At 60.1% G+C, this 15,209-nt stretch carries 12 protein-coding genes; 5 read left to right on the top strand and 7 right to left on the bottom strand.

From position 1 onward, the window contains the following. Positions 1-159: 159 nt before the first annotated feature. Together C2E19_RS23385 and C2E19_RS23380 are read left to right on the top strand one after the other, a co-directional pair. The gene (locus C2E19_RS23385) at positions 160-1,797 is read left to right on the top strand and encodes a 5-guanidino-2-oxopentanoate decarboxylase (protein WP_129395281.1); all 1,638 of its coding nucleotides are present in this window, start codon (positions 160-162) and stop codon (positions 1,795-1,797) included. Next, positions 1,794-3,245: an aldehyde dehydrogenase family protein gene (locus tag C2E19_RS23380; RefSeq protein ID WP_129395280.1), complete on the top strand. Its 1,452-nt coding sequence runs from the start codon at positions 1,794-1,796 to the stop codon at positions 3,243-3,245. The genes C2E19_RS23385 and C2E19_RS23380 overlap by 4 nt, the downstream gene beginning before the upstream one ends. Positions 3,246-3,370: 125 nt before the next feature. Here C2E19_RS23380 and C2E19_RS23375 read toward each other — a convergent pair whose 3' ends face one another. Further along, entirely contained in the window at positions 3,371-4,300 is a 930-nt protein-coding gene (locus C2E19_RS23375; protein WP_129395279.1) for an AraC family transcriptional regulator, read from the bottom strand. Positions 4,301-4,670: 370 nt separating this feature from the next. Here C2E19_RS23375 and C2E19_RS23370 point away from each other — a divergent pair, with 370 nt between their 5' ends. Further along, a complete protein-coding gene (locus C2E19_RS23370) occupies positions 4,671-5,024 on the top strand; it encodes an antibiotic biosynthesis monooxygenase family protein (protein WP_129395278.1) in 354 nt (117 codons plus the stop codon). Positions 5,025-5,068: 44 nt separating this feature from the next. Beyond that, positions 5,069-5,311 carry a hypothetical protein gene (locus C2E19_RS23365; RefSeq protein WP_129395277.1) on the top strand — a complete coding sequence of 81 codons (243 nt, stop codon included), beginning with the start codon at positions 5,069-5,071 and terminating at the stop codon, positions 5,309-5,311. Positions 5,312-5,315: 4 nt separating this feature from the next. Here C2E19_RS23365 and C2E19_RS23360 read toward each other — a convergent pair whose 3' ends face one another. Together C2E19_RS23360 and C2E19_RS23355 are read right to left on the bottom strand one after the other, a co-directional pair. Next, a complete protein-coding gene (locus tag C2E19_RS23360) occupies positions 5,316-5,945 on the bottom strand; it encodes a flavin reductase family protein (protein ID WP_129395276.1) in 630 nt (209 codons plus the stop codon). Positions 5,946-6,124: 179 nt separating this feature from the next. Continuing rightward, complete coding sequence (locus tag C2E19_RS23355; RefSeq protein WP_129395275.1) at positions 6,125-6,358, bottom strand: hypothetical protein; 234 nt, start codon at positions 6,356-6,358, stop codon at positions 6,125-6,127. A 341-nt stretch (positions 6,359-6,699) separates the two neighbouring features. On the opposite strand from C2E19_RS23355, the gene C2E19_RS23350 reads away from it, so the two are divergent. Then, a complete protein-coding gene (locus tag C2E19_RS23350; protein ID WP_129395274.1) occupies positions 6,700-7,455 on the top strand; it encodes a hypothetical protein in 756 nt (251 codons plus the stop codon). Positions 7,456-7,576: 121 nt separating this feature from the next. On the opposite strand, the gene C2E19_RS23345 is transcribed toward C2E19_RS23350, so the two are convergent. The 4 genes from C2E19_RS23345 to C2E19_RS23330 all read right to left on the bottom strand — a co-directional run bounded on the left by C2E19_RS23345 (position 7,577) and on the right by C2E19_RS23330 (position 15,208). Then, on the bottom strand, positions 7,577-8,896 hold the full coding sequence (locus C2E19_RS23345) for an MFS transporter (protein ID WP_129395273.1): 1,320 nt from the start codon (positions 8,894-8,896) through the stop codon (positions 7,577-7,579). A 310-nt stretch (positions 8,897-9,206) separates the two neighbouring features. After that, complete coding sequence (locus tag C2E19_RS23340) at positions 9,207-10,538, bottom strand: sigma-54 dependent transcriptional regulator (RefSeq protein ID WP_129395272.1); 1,332 nt, start codon at positions 10,536-10,538, stop codon at positions 9,207-9,209. Continuing rightward, positions 10,538-12,298 (bottom strand): ATP-binding protein, encoded by a 1,761-nt coding sequence (locus tag C2E19_RS23335; protein WP_129395271.1) that lies wholly within the window; start codon positions 12,296-12,298, stop codon positions 10,538-10,540. Before C2E19_RS23335 ends, C2E19_RS23340 begins: the two co-directional genes overlap by 1 nt. Positions 12,299-12,376: 78 nt before the next feature. Next, positions 12,377-15,208: an RHS repeat-associated core domain-containing protein gene (locus tag C2E19_RS23330; RefSeq protein WP_129395270.1), complete on the bottom strand. Its 2,832-nt coding sequence runs from the start codon at positions 15,206-15,208 to the stop codon at positions 12,377-12,379. Position 15,209 lies beyond the last annotated feature (1 nt).

The following is a 15,209-nucleotide window of genomic DNA, read 5'->3' as shown; positions in this document are numbered from 1 at the left end:
CCGTTCAATGAAGCCATGAAGGGTTTTTATGTAGGAGTGAGCCTGCTCGCGATTGGGGTGAATCAGTCACCGCAATGGTGAATGAAAAGACGCCATCGCGAGCAGGCTCACTCCTACAGAAAAGCCTTGTGTATTCAGCGAACAAGAAGGGCAATCGACATGGCGACGTGTGGTGAAGTACTGGTCAAGTTACTCGAAGGTTACGGGGTCGAGCAGGTGTTCGGCATTCCCGGCGTGCACACCGTGGAGTTGTATCGCGGGCTCGCGCGTTCGAACATTCGTCACGTCACCCCTCGGCATGAGCAGGGCGCCGGTTTCATGGCTGACGGCTACGCGCGCATCGCTGGCAAACCGGGTGTGTGCTTCATCATCACCGGCCCGGGCATGACCAACATCACCACCGCCATGGGCCAGGCGTATGCCGATTCGATCCCGATGCTGGTGATTTCCAGCGTGCAGTCGCGCAGTCAGTTGGGTGGCGGGCGCGGCAAGCTGCATGAGCTGCCGAACCAGAGCGCACTGGTTTCAGGTGTTGCGGCGTTCTCGCATACCTTGATGTCGGCGGCTGAATTGCCGGTGGTACTGGCGCGTGCATTCGCATTGTTTCAGGCCGGGCGTCCGCGTCCGGTGCACATCGAAATTCCGTTGGACGTGCTTGTAGAAAACGCCGACGACTTGCTCGCCAGTGTGCCGGTCAATATCGACCGCGCCGGGGCTGCGCCAAGTGCCGTGAAGCGCATGAGCGAATTGCTCGCCGAAGCCAAACGTCCGCTGATTCTGGCCGGTGGCGGTGCCATCGACGCCGCGCCGGAACTGACCAAACTCGCCGAGTTGCTCGACGCTCCGGTGGCGCTGACCATCAACGCCAAAGGCATGCTGCCGGGCAACCATCCGCTGCTCATCGGTTCGACCCAGACGCTGGTCGCCACCCGCGCGCTGGTCGCTGATGCCGATGTGGTTTTGGCCATCGGCACTGAACTCGCCGAGACCGATTACGACGTGACCTTCGCCGGCGGTTTCGAGATTCCCGGCAAACTGCTGCGCATCGATATCGACGCCGACCAGACCGTGCGCAACTACCCGCCGCACCTGGCGTTGGTGGCCGACGCGCGCAACGCTGCACAAGCCTTGCTTAACGTCTTGTCGCAGGAAAAACTCGACGAGCGCAGCAGCGATTGGGGTCAGGTCCGCGCCGGCAAACTGCGCGCCGAACTGGCGGCGAGCTGGGATGCACCGACGCTGGCGCAAACCCGTTTCCTCGACACCGTTCTCGATGAGCTGCCAAACGCCGTGTTCGTCGGCGACTCCACGCAACCGGTGTACACCGGCAACCTCACGTTCAACCCCGATCACCCACGCCGCTGGTTCAATGCCTCGACCGGTTACGGCACCCTCGGCTACGCCTTGCCGGCAGCGATTGGCGCGTGGCTCGGTGGTCAACTCGACAAAGGTGCGCGGCCTCCGGTGGTGTGCCTGATCGGCGACGGCGGCTTGCAATTCACCCTGCCGGAACTGGCCAGCGCCGTCGAAGCGCGGGTGCCGGTGATCGTTCTGCTGTGGAATAACCAGGGTTACGAAGAGATCAAGAAATACATGGTCAACCGCGCCATCGAACCGGTCGGCGTGGACATCTACACCCCGGACTTTGTCGCCGTGGCCAAGGGCCTCGGTTGCGCGGCCGAAGCCATCAGCAGCATCGAACAACTGCGTAGCGCACTGCGTTGTGCAACTGATCGTCAGGGCCCGACCCTGATCGAAATCGACCAGAGCCAATGGATGAAGGCGGTGGCGCAATGAACAATTTCCCAACCACACTCGACGGCCTCTACATCAACGGCCAATGGTCGGCAGGGCGTGAACATCTGCGGGTGATCAACCCGGCCACCGAAGCGTTGCTGACCACGGTCAATGGCGGAGATGAAAGCGCGGTCGATCAAGCCGTCGCCGCAGCCAGTGAAGCGTTCAAGCGCTGGTCGCAAACCAGCGGCGCCGAACGTGGGGCGATCCTGCGCAACATCGCCAATGGCGTGCGCAATGGCCGCGAGCATTTGATGAAACTGCAGTCGAGCAACAACGGCAAACCGCAATTCGAAGCGGCCATCGACGTCGATGACGTGATCGCTACCTTCGAGTATTACGCCGAACTCGCCGAAGCCTTCGACGCGCAACAGGACAGCAACGTGCCGCTGCCCAGCGATGATTTCAGCGCACGCCTGCGCCGCGAACCGTGTGGTGTGGTCGGGCTGATCGTGCCGTGGAATTTCCCCATGGTCACCACCGCGTGGAAGCTTGCGCCAGCGTTGGCAGCGGGTTGCTGCGTGGTGCTGAAGCCTTCGGAAGTGACGCCGCTGCCGGAGCTGGAACTGGCGGCGATCATTGCTGAATCGGGTTTACCCAACGGCGTGTTCAATCTGGTCTGCGGTACCGGTCTGGCGGTCGGTGCGCCGTTGTCGGCGGATCCGCGTATCGCCAAGATTTCCTTTACCGGCAGCAACGCGGTTGGCGTGCAGGTCATGCAGCGCGCGGCGGAAACGGTGAAGGGCGTTAGCCTGGAATTGGGCGGCAAATCTTCGCTGCTGGTGTTGGCGGATGCTGATCTCGATCTGGCGGTTGAGCTGGCCTGTGGCGGCGCGTTTTTCAATGCCGGGCAGATGTGTTCGGCCACCAGTCGCGTGCTGGTCGCTGAGGAACTGGAGGAGGAGTTTCTCCGCCGTTTGCACAAGCGTGCGCAGGGGATTCGAGTGGCGGATCCGTTCGATCCTGAAGTGGAAATGGGCGCGCTGGTCAATCAGGCGCAGTACCAGCGAGTGCTCGGCCATATCGATCGTGGACTGAGTGCCGGTGCGCGTTTGCTCTGCGGCGGCAATCGTCCGGCGGATCTGCCGCGTGGCTACTTCTTGCAGCCGACGGTGTTCACCGACGTGCCGCTGGACAGCGCGCTGTGGCGTGAAGAGATTTTCGGGCCGGTGGTTTGCGTGCGCAGCTTCAGCAGTGAAACCGAGGCAATTTCACTGGCCAACGACACGCAGTTTGGCTTGGTCGCAAGCGTGGTGACGAGCGATGCGGTTGCGGCGGATCGCGTCGCCAATGCGTTGCAGGCGGGGATGGTCTGGATCAATGCGCCGCAGGTGATTTTCCCGCAGGCGGCGTGGGGCGGGTACAAGCAGAGCAGCATCGGTCGAGAATTAGGGCCGTGGGGATTGGCGGCGTTTCAAGAGATCAAGCATGTGATTCGCGCGACCTGATCATAGACATTTACTGACTGGACTGACGCCTTCGCGAGCAAGCCCGCTCCCACATTTGGAATGCATTTCCCTGTGGGAGCGGGCTTGCTCGCGAAGAGGCCCTCAGCCGCAATAAAAATTCCGGATCAGACAGACAGCCGCAACCGCGCCAAATCCCGCAACGGCGGCGCCCCAAACAAGCGGCTGTACTCGCGGCTGAACTGCGACGGACTCTCATACCCTACGCGATACCCCGCCGCCGACGCTTCCAGCCCTTCGGCCAGCATCAACCGTCGCGCCTCCTGCAAACGCAGTTGCTTCTGATACTGCAGCGGACTCATCGCCGTCATCGCCTTGAAGCGGTGATGCAGGGTCGACACGCTCAGATTCACTTCCTTGGCCAGATCATCGATGCGCAACGGCTGCTCGAAGTTGCCGTTGAGCCATTTGATCGCCTGGCTGATGCGGTGGCTCTGGCTGTTGGCAATCGCGATCTCATACAAACGATGACCCTGCGGACTGCGCAACAGGCGATAAAGAATCTCCCGACGAATCAGCGGCGCGAGCATGGCGATGTCTTTCGGCGCATCGAGCAGACGCGCCAGACGCAGCACGGCATCGAGCATCGAACTGTCGATTTGCTCGACATACAAACCGCGACCGGTCGGCCGCGTCGGCACACCCATCGGGCCAGCGTCGGCGATCAGCGCGGTGATTTCGGCCGGATCGATATCGAGGCGCACGGCGAGGATCGGGTTCTCCGGCGACACGTTGACCACACGCCCACTCAGCGGCATCGAAACCGAGACCACCAGATAATTCAGCGGGTCGTAATTGAAGTATTCATCCGCCAGCCGCACCTCTTTACGCCCCTGCGCCATGATGCACAGCGCCGGTTGCGCGAGCACCGGGGCAAAGTCGTGGGATTGGGTGTGGCGCGACATGAACAGCGAACCGACGGCCGTGGCGTAGCTGCCATCGTCCGTGGTGTTGCGGCGGATGATCGCCGCCAGTTCCGCGCGCTGCTTTTCCATGTCAGCGGTGGGTTGGGCTTGGAAACGATCGAATGACGTCATGCACGGCATCCTCGGCAAGGGAGGTGGAATGGAGCAGAGCATATGTTTGTGCAAGCGCGAGCGGTAGACACATCCTGCGAAATGCTTGCCTGATTCTGCACCGCGCTATCCATCAACGCTGGACGAATGCTGACCTGTAGGAGCTGCCGAAGGCTGCGATCTTTTGATTGTTGTCTTTAAGGTCAAAAGATCGCAGCCTGCGGCAGCTCCTACAGGGGAGCGCGCATCAACGACGGTTCAGACAAGTCTCGCAGGATTGTGCAACGCGGCGGCAGGAATCGACTAACGGCATCTGGCACATGGCCCTTAACCTTGGATCCTGTCGCAGCCCGTCCCCCGGCTGCCACGCGACTCCCTGGGAGGGTTGAACATGTCCAAGCAGATTCCCGTCAGTCATATGGCCTTCGTTCGAGCGCGCGCCGGGCGTTCGGCGGAACTCGGTGTGCGCCTGAGCGCGTTGATCGATCCGTCCCGCGCTGCCCCCGGTTGCCTGAGCTTTGCCTTGCAGCATTCACAGTGTGATCCCGAGTTGTGGCTGGTCTGCGGGTTCTGGAGCAGCCAGCAAATGATGACCAACTACTTCAACAGCCCGTCGATGGAAATCTTCGCCGAGCTGGTGCAGGAGCTGGTGGTCAACAGCCTCGACTTCCACACTTTCAAAGACGTGTCGGTCGCGCAAGCCCTCGGTCAATGCCCGGCACCGGTACACAAACTCGCCGGTTGAGGGTTTAATGTCCGGCTTAATTTGTCTGAGCCGGGATGTGTGACATGGCACGTAAAGAGTTCGAACACTTCGAAGCAGTCTCCGCAGTCGTTCCCGTCGAGTTGGGCGGCAACAAGGGTTACCACGCGGCAATCGCGGTCAAGGCCTTGGTCGATGGCGGTGCACCACGCTTTCACAAACTGCTGAATGATCAGGTTTTTCCCGGCGCCATTGCTGCTGATGACGCGGCCATCAATGAGCTGGATAAACTCAAAGGCGTCACCGACGACGCCGAGTTGATCTGGTAACGCGTTATTTGTTTGCGCCCGGACGCCACATCTTGAACAGGGCTTCAGGCCCCAGCTGGAAATAATCCGCCGGCCCGCCGCCGCGTAGAATCGGTTCTGCCGCGGCGGTGTCGTAGATGCCATCCTTCAACAGCCACTTGGCGATGTGTACGGCGACCACTTCGCCGAGGATCAGCCAGCTCGGCACGGTTTCGCCATCGGCGCGCTGCAACTGAATGATCTGCGTGACCTTGCATTCGAAGGACACCGGGCTTTCGGCCACGCGCGGCACCGAAATCACCTTCGACGCCACGGTGGTCAATCCCGCCAAATCAAATTCGTTGACCTGCGGCGCGACCATCGCGCAGCTCTGGTTCATCTGCTCGGCCAGCGGGCGGGTAGCGAGGTTCCAGGCGAATTCGCCGGTCTGCTCGATGTTGTTCAGGCTGTCTTTGCGCCCGACGCTGGAAAAGCCAATGATCGGCGGAATGTAGTTGAAGGCGTTGAAGAAACTGTACGGCGCGAGGTTCAACTGACCTTGGGCATCCTGCGAGGAAATCCAGCCGATGGGGCGCGGGCCGACGATGGCGTTGAACGGATCATGGGGCAGGCCGTGGCCATTGGCGGGTTCGTAGAAGTGGATGTCATCGGGCATGGTAGAAGATCCTGAGGCTGCATTTCGAATGCAGCCATAGTGCAAGGACGCCCCGCATATTTCCACCCATACAAATCCCCTGTAGGAGCTGCCGCAGGCTGCGATCTGTTGATCCTGTCTTTTAAAGCAAGATCAAAAGATCGCAGCCTTCGGCAGCTCCTACAGGGGGAGCGTGTAGATCAGCTGATGGCTGCGGCAGTGCCAGTCTTGTCGAAGCCATCGGCAGCCACGGCTTTGCCAATATTGGTTTTATCAAAACCGTCAGCGGCGTAGGTGCCGGTGTGGCTGGTTTCGATGGCAGCGCTGGCGCCGTTAATGAAGTCAGCGGATTTGGTTTTATCCGAGCCGTCGGCGGCGAAAGTGTTGGCGGCCAGTACGGACAGGGTCAGGGCGAGGATCAGTCGGGTTTTCATGATTGTTACTCCAGATTCGTTGGCGGTGTGTCTTGCATGGGTTTAATGCTACGCCAACTAAATTGATTAAAAAGCGCAAATTAATGCTAAAAACAATCGATTAACTTGATGTTAAGGGCGGCGCATTTAATTCGCTTTCGTCGTCGGGGCGAGCGTCGCGCAGGTCATCGATCAGGTGATTGCAGAATGAGGGGGCAGCATTAATCAGCGATTAATCGCTGTTTTGCCGTGTGTGACAGATTTTTCATACTTTGCCGACCGCTTTTTCACCACCGCAACGCCAGTCTGCCTGCGGCCAGAAAACCAAGAACCGGCCGTCACACACTGGAGCTTTCCTTGCAATGAACAAACTTCCTCAAATCACCTTGGCTTTCTGGGTCATGAAAATCTGCGCGACGACCCTGGGGGAAACCGCGGGGGATTTGCTGTCGATGACGCTCAACGTCGGTTATGCGCTGAGCTCGCTGATTTTGATTAGCGTCTTTGTGCTGACGCTGATCACGCAGTTGATGGCCAAGACTTACAAGCCTCTGTTGTACTGGCTGGTGATCCTGTCGACCAGCACCGCCGGCACGACCATGTCGGACTTCATGGATCGCACCCTCGGGCTCGGTTATGCCACTGGCTCGATGATCCTCATCGCGATTCTACTGGCGATCTTTGCCGCGTGGCGTCTGAGCGGTGATTCGCTTAACGTCAGCAAGGTGCAGACCTTCCGTGGCGAGATGTTCTACTGGATGGCGATTCTGTTTTCCAACACCCTCGGCACGGCGCTGGGCGATTACCTTGCCGACGATTCAGGGTTGGGTTTTGCCGGTGGCGCGCTGCTGATCGGCTCGACCATCGCGGTGGTCGTGCTGCTGAAATATTTCACGAAGATTTCGACGGTGGTGTTGTTCTGGGTGGCGTTCGTGTTGACCAGGCCGTTCGGCGCGACCTTGGGTGACTTGATGACCAAACCCCATGAGAAGGGCGGGCTGGATTTCGGCACCATCGGTTCGTCGGCGGTATTGGCGGGGATTCTGCTGGTGATGATTGTCGGCGCTTCGTATGCGCAGAAGCGCTATGGCAGGCCGCATGTTGGCGAGTTGACTTGATACCGAGTCGCGGCATTCGCGAGCAAGCCCGCTCCCACAGAGGAACGCATTCCAATGTGGGAGCTGGCTTGCCAGCGATGAGGCCATCACAGCCACCGTTGCAGTGGCTGTGAAAACCCGATCAGTCAGTGACGATGCGCGAATGTTTCTGGGTGTCTTTCATGGTCACGTAGACCAGCAACGACACCGCAATGCACGCCGTCACATACCAGTAGTAACCGGTTTCCATGCCGATGCTCTTGAACCACAGTGCGATGTATTCAGCGGTACCGCCGAAGATCGACACGGTCAGTGCATACGGCAGGCCGACGCCGAGGGCGCGGATTTCAGTCGGGAACAGCTCGGCTTTCACCACCGCGTTGATCGAGGTGTAGCCGCTGACGATGATCAGCGCCGCCATGATCAGGAAGAACGCGCCCCACCAGGTCTGGATGGTGTGCAGGGTCATCAGAATCGGCACGGTGAAAATCGTCCCCAGCACGCCGAAGGCGATCAGGATCGGACGACGACCGATCTTGTCCGAGAGGCCGCCGATGATCGGTTGCAGGCACATGAACAGGAACAGCGTGGCCGCCGAAATCGTGGTCGAGTCGGAGATGCTCATGCCGACGGTGTTCACCAGGTACTTCTGCATGTAGGTGGTGTAGGTGTAGAACGCCAGCGTACCGCCCATGGTCAGGCCGACCACGGTCATCAATTCCTTTGGATGACGCATCAAGGTGCGCATGGCGCTTTCCTTGGACTTTTCTTTCTTGGTAAACGACTCGGTTTCTTCCATGCCGCGACGCAGGTACAGCGCAACGACTGCGCACAGTGCGCCGATGGCGAACGGGATGCGCCAGCCCCACGCGTACAGCTGTTCAGTGGTCAGAACGTTTTGCAGAACGATCAATACACCCAGCGCGATGAGCTGGCCCGAAATCAGGGTCACGTACTGGAAGCTGGAGAAGAAGCCGCGACGTTGCTTGGTCGCCATCTCGGACAGGTAGGTCGCCGAGGTGCCGTATTCGCCACCGACCGACAGGCCTTGCAGCAGACGGGCGAAGATCAGCAGGATCGGCGCGCCGATGCCGATGGTTTCGTAGTTCGGGCTGAGGGCGATCAGCAGGGAGCCGAAGCACATCAGGTAGACCGAGGCCATCAGCGCTTTTTTGCGTCCGACCTTGTCAGCGTAGAGGCCCATCAGCCAGCCACCGATCGGACGCATGAGGAATCCCACGGCGAAGATCGCAGCGGTGTTCATCAGTTGTGCGGTGGAGGAGCCGGCAGGGAAAAATGATTTAGCGAAGTACAGCGAGAAGGCGGCATACACGTACCAGTCGTACCACTCGACCATGTTGCCGACGGAACCGCTGAAGATCGATTTGATCCGGCTGGCGGTGGTTCTTTCTTTGGCGGGCGCGGCAGCCGACCCAAGAGGCAGGGCGTTGGAGTTATCCATTGAAGGATCCTTCGTTTAATTGTTTTTGTGGAGCGCGTTAAAACGCAGCCTGCGTGGGCTATAGCAGGAGCTGTGCCAACGGCGAGAGAGCCGGTTTAGAGGGGGCAGGGCGGTTTGGTGAGCGGAAATCCGCTTATTGTTGGAATGGGATGAGCGGAAAAACGCTTACGCAGGATGGGTTTTGTGTGTTGGGTCGGGCCTCTTCGCGAGCAAGCCCGCTCCCACAGTGAACCGCATTTCATCAGGAGAAATACGGTCCACTGTGGGAGCGGGCTTGCTCGCGAAGACGGCATTACAGGCGCAACAAAACTCAACTGCCTGAAACAAACATCTCCCGACTCAACCCATGCCGCTGCAGCTTTTCATTGAACGTGCGGCGTGGCAGTTGCAGTTCTTCAAGCACCGCTTTGACGTCGCCCTTGTGCCGGGTCAGCGCTGCACGCAAACACTGCGCCTCGAACGCTTCCTGCTGCGCCGCCAGCGATTGCCCCGGATCGATCCCCGGTGCCGGCTCGTCCAGCCCCAGCACCTGCCGTTCGGCAACGTTCGCCAGCTCGCGGACATTGCCCGGCCAGTCATGACTGAGCAGATGACTCAACTGTGCACCGCTCAGCGGCGGGAAGGTTCGGCCCAGGCGCTGCGCCGCACTCTGTGCGAAGGTTTCGAACAACAACGGAATGTCCTCGCGGCGCTCACGCAACGGCGGTAAACGCAGTTCGGCGACATTCAGGCGATACGCCAGGTCTTCCCGAAAGCGACCGGCACGGGCTTCGTCGAGCAAGTCGGGTTTGGTTGCCGCAACGATGCGCAAGTCGACGCGAATGCTCTGGTTCGAACCCAGGCGTTCCAGTTTCTGCTCCTGCAACACCCGCAGCAATTTCACTTGCTGGGCGAGCGGCATGCTTTCGATTTCATCGAGAAACAGCGTGCCGCCATCGGCGTATTCCAGTTTGCCGATGCGCTTGCCGGAGGCGCCGGTGAAGGCGCCGCTCTCATGCCCGAACAACTCGGCTTCGAACAACTGCTCGGGGATCGCTGCGCAGTTCAGCGCCACGAAGGGCTTGTCGGCACGTGGTCCGAAATCGTGCAGGCAACGTGCAACCAGTTCTTTGCCGCTGCCGGTTTCGCCACGGATCAATACGTTGACCGGCAGCGCCGCCAGATCCAGCACTTGTCGACGCAAGGTTTGCAAGCCTTTCGACACGCCGAGCAACGTTGCATCGAGTTTCGCGCGGTGATCGGCCTGTTCGTGCAGCGCGCGGTTTTCGAGGACCAGGCGTCGTTTATCCAGGGCCCGGCGCAAACTGCCGAGCAGGCTTTCCGGGCTGAACGGCTTTTCGAGGAAATCGTAGGCGCCGTCGCGCATCGCTTCGACCGCCATGGGGACATCGCCATGCCCGGTGAGCAGAATCACCGGCAGATCGGCGTCGCGGCGCTGCACTTCGGCGAGCAGTTGCAGCCCGCCCATGCCGGGCATGCGCACGTCGCTGAGAATCACCCCGGGGAAATGCGCGGGCAGGGCGGCGAGGCATTCTTCGGCGCGACTGAACAATTGCACCGCGAATCCCGACAGGCTCAACCACTGTTCGACGGCGCTGCGAATGCTGCTTTCGTCATCGACCACCATCACCGAATTGAGCATCAGATATGCGCCTCCAGATCGATCGGTAGAGTCAGGCTGAACACTGCGCCGCTGTCGCCATTCTCGGCGCTCAGGCGACCGCCGGATTCATGCACGATGGCAAAGGATACCGCCAGCCCGAGGCCCAGTCCGTCACCCACCGGTTTAGTGGTGAAGAACGGGTCGAAGACCTGGCCCAGGTGTTCTTCGGCGATCCCGCCGCCATTGTCGCTGACGCTCAGGCGCCACAGTTGTTCGTCGGCTTCCAGGCGAATTTCCAGGCGTTTGCACGGTTTGCCGTGCATGGCATCGAGGGCGTTGCGCAGCAGATTGATCAGCACCTGTTCGAGGCGAATCGCATCGCCGCGCACCCAGGCCGGACGCGCCAGGTGGAGCACCAGACTGACCTGTTCATCGCGCAGCCGGGCATCGAGCAGTTGCAGGGATTGATCGACCACCGTCGCCAGGTCCAGACGCTCGCGCAGGCCGCTGGGGCTTTTGCGCGCAAAGGTTTTCAAGTGACCGGTGAGGGAGGCCATGCGCGTGAGCATTTCGTCCACTGGTTTCAGGGCTTTATAGGCATCGTCGACGCGGCCATGGTCGAGCAGCAGACGCAGTGTCGCCAGTTGCATGCGCTGAGCGGTCAGCGGTTGATTGATTTCGTGGGCCAGCGCCGCAGACATCTGCCCCAGAGCGGCGAGTTTGGCCGACTGCACCAGACCGTCCTGCGCCGTGCGCAAATCGCGGGTGCGTTCCTCGACCAGTTGCTCGAGTTCTGCGCGGCTGCGCTGGCGCATTTTCGCCAGGCGCCAGCGCTGATTGAGGAACAGCAACAGAAACACCAACGCCAGCCATACGCCGGCGGCAGCGAGCCCGGCGTTGCGCAAATCTTCGAAGGCGACCTGTGGATGGCGGAGCAAATGCAGGGTCCAGCCCTCGGTGGTCAGCGGCAGCGATTCCCACAGGTAATCCGCCGTGCCTTGCGGGCCTTCGACGCGAGTCAGATCGCTGTTTTCATCGAAGCTGCGCAGCGACAGGTAGGTCAGCGGCAGCAGTGCCTGTTTGTCGTACTGACGCGTGCTGTGGATCTCGGCCATGTCGCTGGCGCTCAGCGGACGCAAGGCGCGGTAACGCCAGCCCGGTTGATTGGCGATGAAGATGATTCCGCGTGCATCGCTGACCAGCAGCGTGTCGTTGCCCTGGCCCCATTCGCGTTCCAGTTCCGGAAATTCCAGCTTGACCACCATCGCCCCGAGGAACTCGTCGTGGTCGCCGAGCACCGCGCTGGAAAGGAAATAACCGGGGATGCCACTGGTCACGCCCACCGCATAAAAACGTCCAGTGCCTTGGGTGCGGGTCTGGCTGAAGTAAGGGCGGAAACCGTAGTTGTGGCCAACATAACTGCTGGGCAGGCGCCAGTTACTCGCCGCGACAGCGAGGCCAGTGTGATCGAGCAACTCAAGGGTCGACGACTGCGCCGCACCGTTGATCTTTTCCAGCTTGAGATTTAGCCCCGCCTGTTCGTCGGCATCGACGGAACCTGCCAGTGCCGAGCGCAATTGCGGATCCAGCGCCAACACGGCGGGGAGGGCGCGATAGCGATCGATCAGGGTGTGCAGAGAATTGGCATACAACGCCAGTTGCTGATTGGCGCGGGCCGCGTCCTCCTCCAGCGCCTGACGTTCGGCGTGGCGAATGGCAAGCGTCGCGGCAAGCGCCGCACCGGCGACAATCAGCAGGGTATACAACGACAGACGCAAGGTACGGGAAGTCGGCAGCATGCTGGGCTAATGGATAAAGGGACGGGCCGGCACGATAGCATGGGTCCGGCGATCCTTCTCGAATGACTCGTTACCCGATCAGACCTGAGTGAATTTGCGCGAGTGGGAACGCAGCATGGTGCGCGCGTAGGTCAGTTCGCCGATCACTGAGCGAGTGGCCTGGGTCAGGCTTTCGACCGAGTCGCCAGCGTTCTCGCCAAAGAAACTGAAGGTGTTCATGGCGCTGACGCCAGTCATCTCAAACTGCGCGGTGATCGCGGCCAGATTGCTGTTCAATGCGCCGATCAGGTTTGTCAGGTTGCGATCGCCCTTGGCGATTTTCTCTGCCGAAAGTTCACCGCTCCCACCCACCATTTCATGAACTATTTCCACCGCGCCGAGCAAGCCACTGGCTGTAGCGCTGACTTCACTCGCCATGTCGGGAGCAAATGATTTGGCTGCCAGTCCGACGGCCGTGCTGGCTCCTTCCTTGATGCCCTTCAATGCACCCTTTTGTGTGTCGGGAAGCATTTTTGAATATTTCTGCTGGATGTAGTTGATGGGCGACATGGTTTTGTACTCGGCTTTCAGGATGATTTTTTCCATCGATACCCGGCTGGCCTTGAACTTGATCGAAGCACTGGCTCCGGTGCGTTCCGCAGCGTAATCCCATAAGGCACTGACGGTTTTTTTCGCGGCGAATCCCATGGCGATCCCCACCACATTGCCCGCCCCCGGAGCGACGGCCCCCAAGGCCTGGGCGCCGATGCCGACGGCTATTCCGGCACCGTAGGAAACGATTTGCCCGGTAAGGTGAACACCGCCTCGGCGCAAGGAAGACACCGCGAAGTCGGTGCTCGAACGGTGATTGAGAATCTGCTGTTGCGCATCGATGCCACGCCGCAGCGAGATGGCGAGGATATTCAGGTGCCGATCGATCGCTTGTGAAAGTGATTGCCTGGCCAGGCCGGGAGCGTTGCGTTGGCGCCGGCGTTCGTCGCCCCTGAGGCTACTGGCGATGATCGCATCCAAGCCTTTGAGCCTTAGGGTTTCAGTGCCCCCAAGGTCAATATTGCCAAGCGGATCGTTGCCCACGAATGCATAAAAATTAAGCCCGTCGACATCCCCCGCCGGATCGGCACTGATCCAGCGCTGCAGCCAGGGCGCGTAATAGCGCATGCCGTAGTAGTACAAACCGCTGACGTCCATTTCCTTGCCGCTGTAGCGCACGGTCTTGTAGTCCACCAGCGTGCTTGAGCTGGGGAGCCACAGCGCCGTGCCGCCGAACGGATAGTAGGTTTCGCGGCTGATGAGCCGGCCGAGTTGATCGACCTCGATCAGGCTTGAGCCGAGATGATCATCGAGGCTGTAACGCAGCTGATTGTTTTCGACATGCGCGGGAGGTTTTTCCCGCCAGTGCAGACAACGCACGCTGCCGGGCAGGGTGATGACATGCAGTTCTTCGCCGTTATCGCGGGTGCGAATTTCCAGACCTGGCAAATAACGCACCTGAAGATAATGCGTTGCACTGGCGGTATGGGTTTCGTGGCGTTTGCCGACGCGCTCGCCCTGACTGTAGACATAGACTTCGCAGTCATCCGCCAGGCCGTTGTCATGTTCGAGCAATGTCACCTGACGCAACTGGTCGTGCGCGTTCCAGAACAGAGCAGCACCGTGCTGGAGTTTGCGCTGATTGCCGTGGGCGTCAAAAAATGCCGCGAAATCGGGTAGCGGATCTGCCTCTTTCCAGTGCAGCGCACGGTTGCTCGCAGGGTCGACGAGCATCTGCCGCGTGTAGCCGCCGACTTCGCGCGCGTGCACCAGTCGAGTCAGGTTATTGCCCTGATCGTAAGCAAAGTGCTGGGTGTAATTGCGCAGGTTTTGCGGGTCACTCGGCAGCGGACGACCGGGCAGGTCACTGGTCGGGGAGGCGTCATGGCCGCTGGCGCGGGTCAGCCGGTAGAGTGAGTCATATTCGAAATGCCGCTCGCCATCGATGAGCTGGTTGGCGAAGTACACAGGCTGAAAGGTCAGGTCCTGGATATGCAATACGTTTCCGATACGGTCATAGCCATACACCAGATGCTGCTGCGCAGCCTGTCCGGGAATCGACGCTTGTGAACGGCTCAGCCGGCCATCTCGCGGGTCGTAATGCCAGCGGCTGCGCATGTCATTGGCGGCGTGCTGCTCGATAAGCTGTCCGGCGGCGTTGTACTGCATATCCAGCCAGACAGGTTGCAACTGGCTGGCGCCGTGGCACATAAGCGTCACCTGCCTGAGTTGCCCGGCGAGGTCAAAGTGCAGGTTTTGTCGATGACCACCGGCATCGGTTTGCGTCAATGTCTGGTTGAGCGGGCTGTAGGTTTGTGCGCTCCGATGACTGATGCCATCGTCGAAGACCCGTATCTGAACCAGTGGTTGGCCGAGCAGGCTGAAGTTCGGCCAGTTGGAAATACCGCAAGAGTCCTGCAACGTCAGCAACTGCCCACGCAGATTATCTCCGGCGTTGGCGTCGTTATCGCCATAGGTGAATTGTTCATGCCGGGTTTGTTCATTCTCGACAATTTCAATCGGCCGCAACAACGCGTCGTAGTGATAGCGCCAGTGGTTGCCGCGCTGGTCCCAGCGTTGCAGCACTTCATCTGCCAGCCCAGGCAGGGTCACGCGCCAGCCAGCATCGACGCTGTCGATTTTCAGCGGGGTGCCGGCCAAACCGTGAACGGTGTTGATGTTGGCTTTCGGCGATGCGCCGAACAGACGCGGATCCCATTGTGCCGTTAACCGTGCGTTGGAGTCGTACACTTGGCGAGTGATGAGCGATTCACTGGTTTGGCCCGCCGCAGTGCGCAAGTAGTCGACGACACGCACGGGCAATCCGCGGTTATCGATCACCTGCAACCGAGGCGTTCGAAAGTGGAGGTTGGCGCTCATG

Source organism: Pseudomonas sp. DTU12.3 (assembly GCF_004124275.1).
GTDB lineage: Bacteria > Pseudomonadota > Gammaproteobacteria > Pseudomonadales > Pseudomonadaceae > Aquipseudomonas > Aquipseudomonas helmanticensis.
This window is presented reverse-complemented; position numbering and strand designations above follow the sequence as displayed.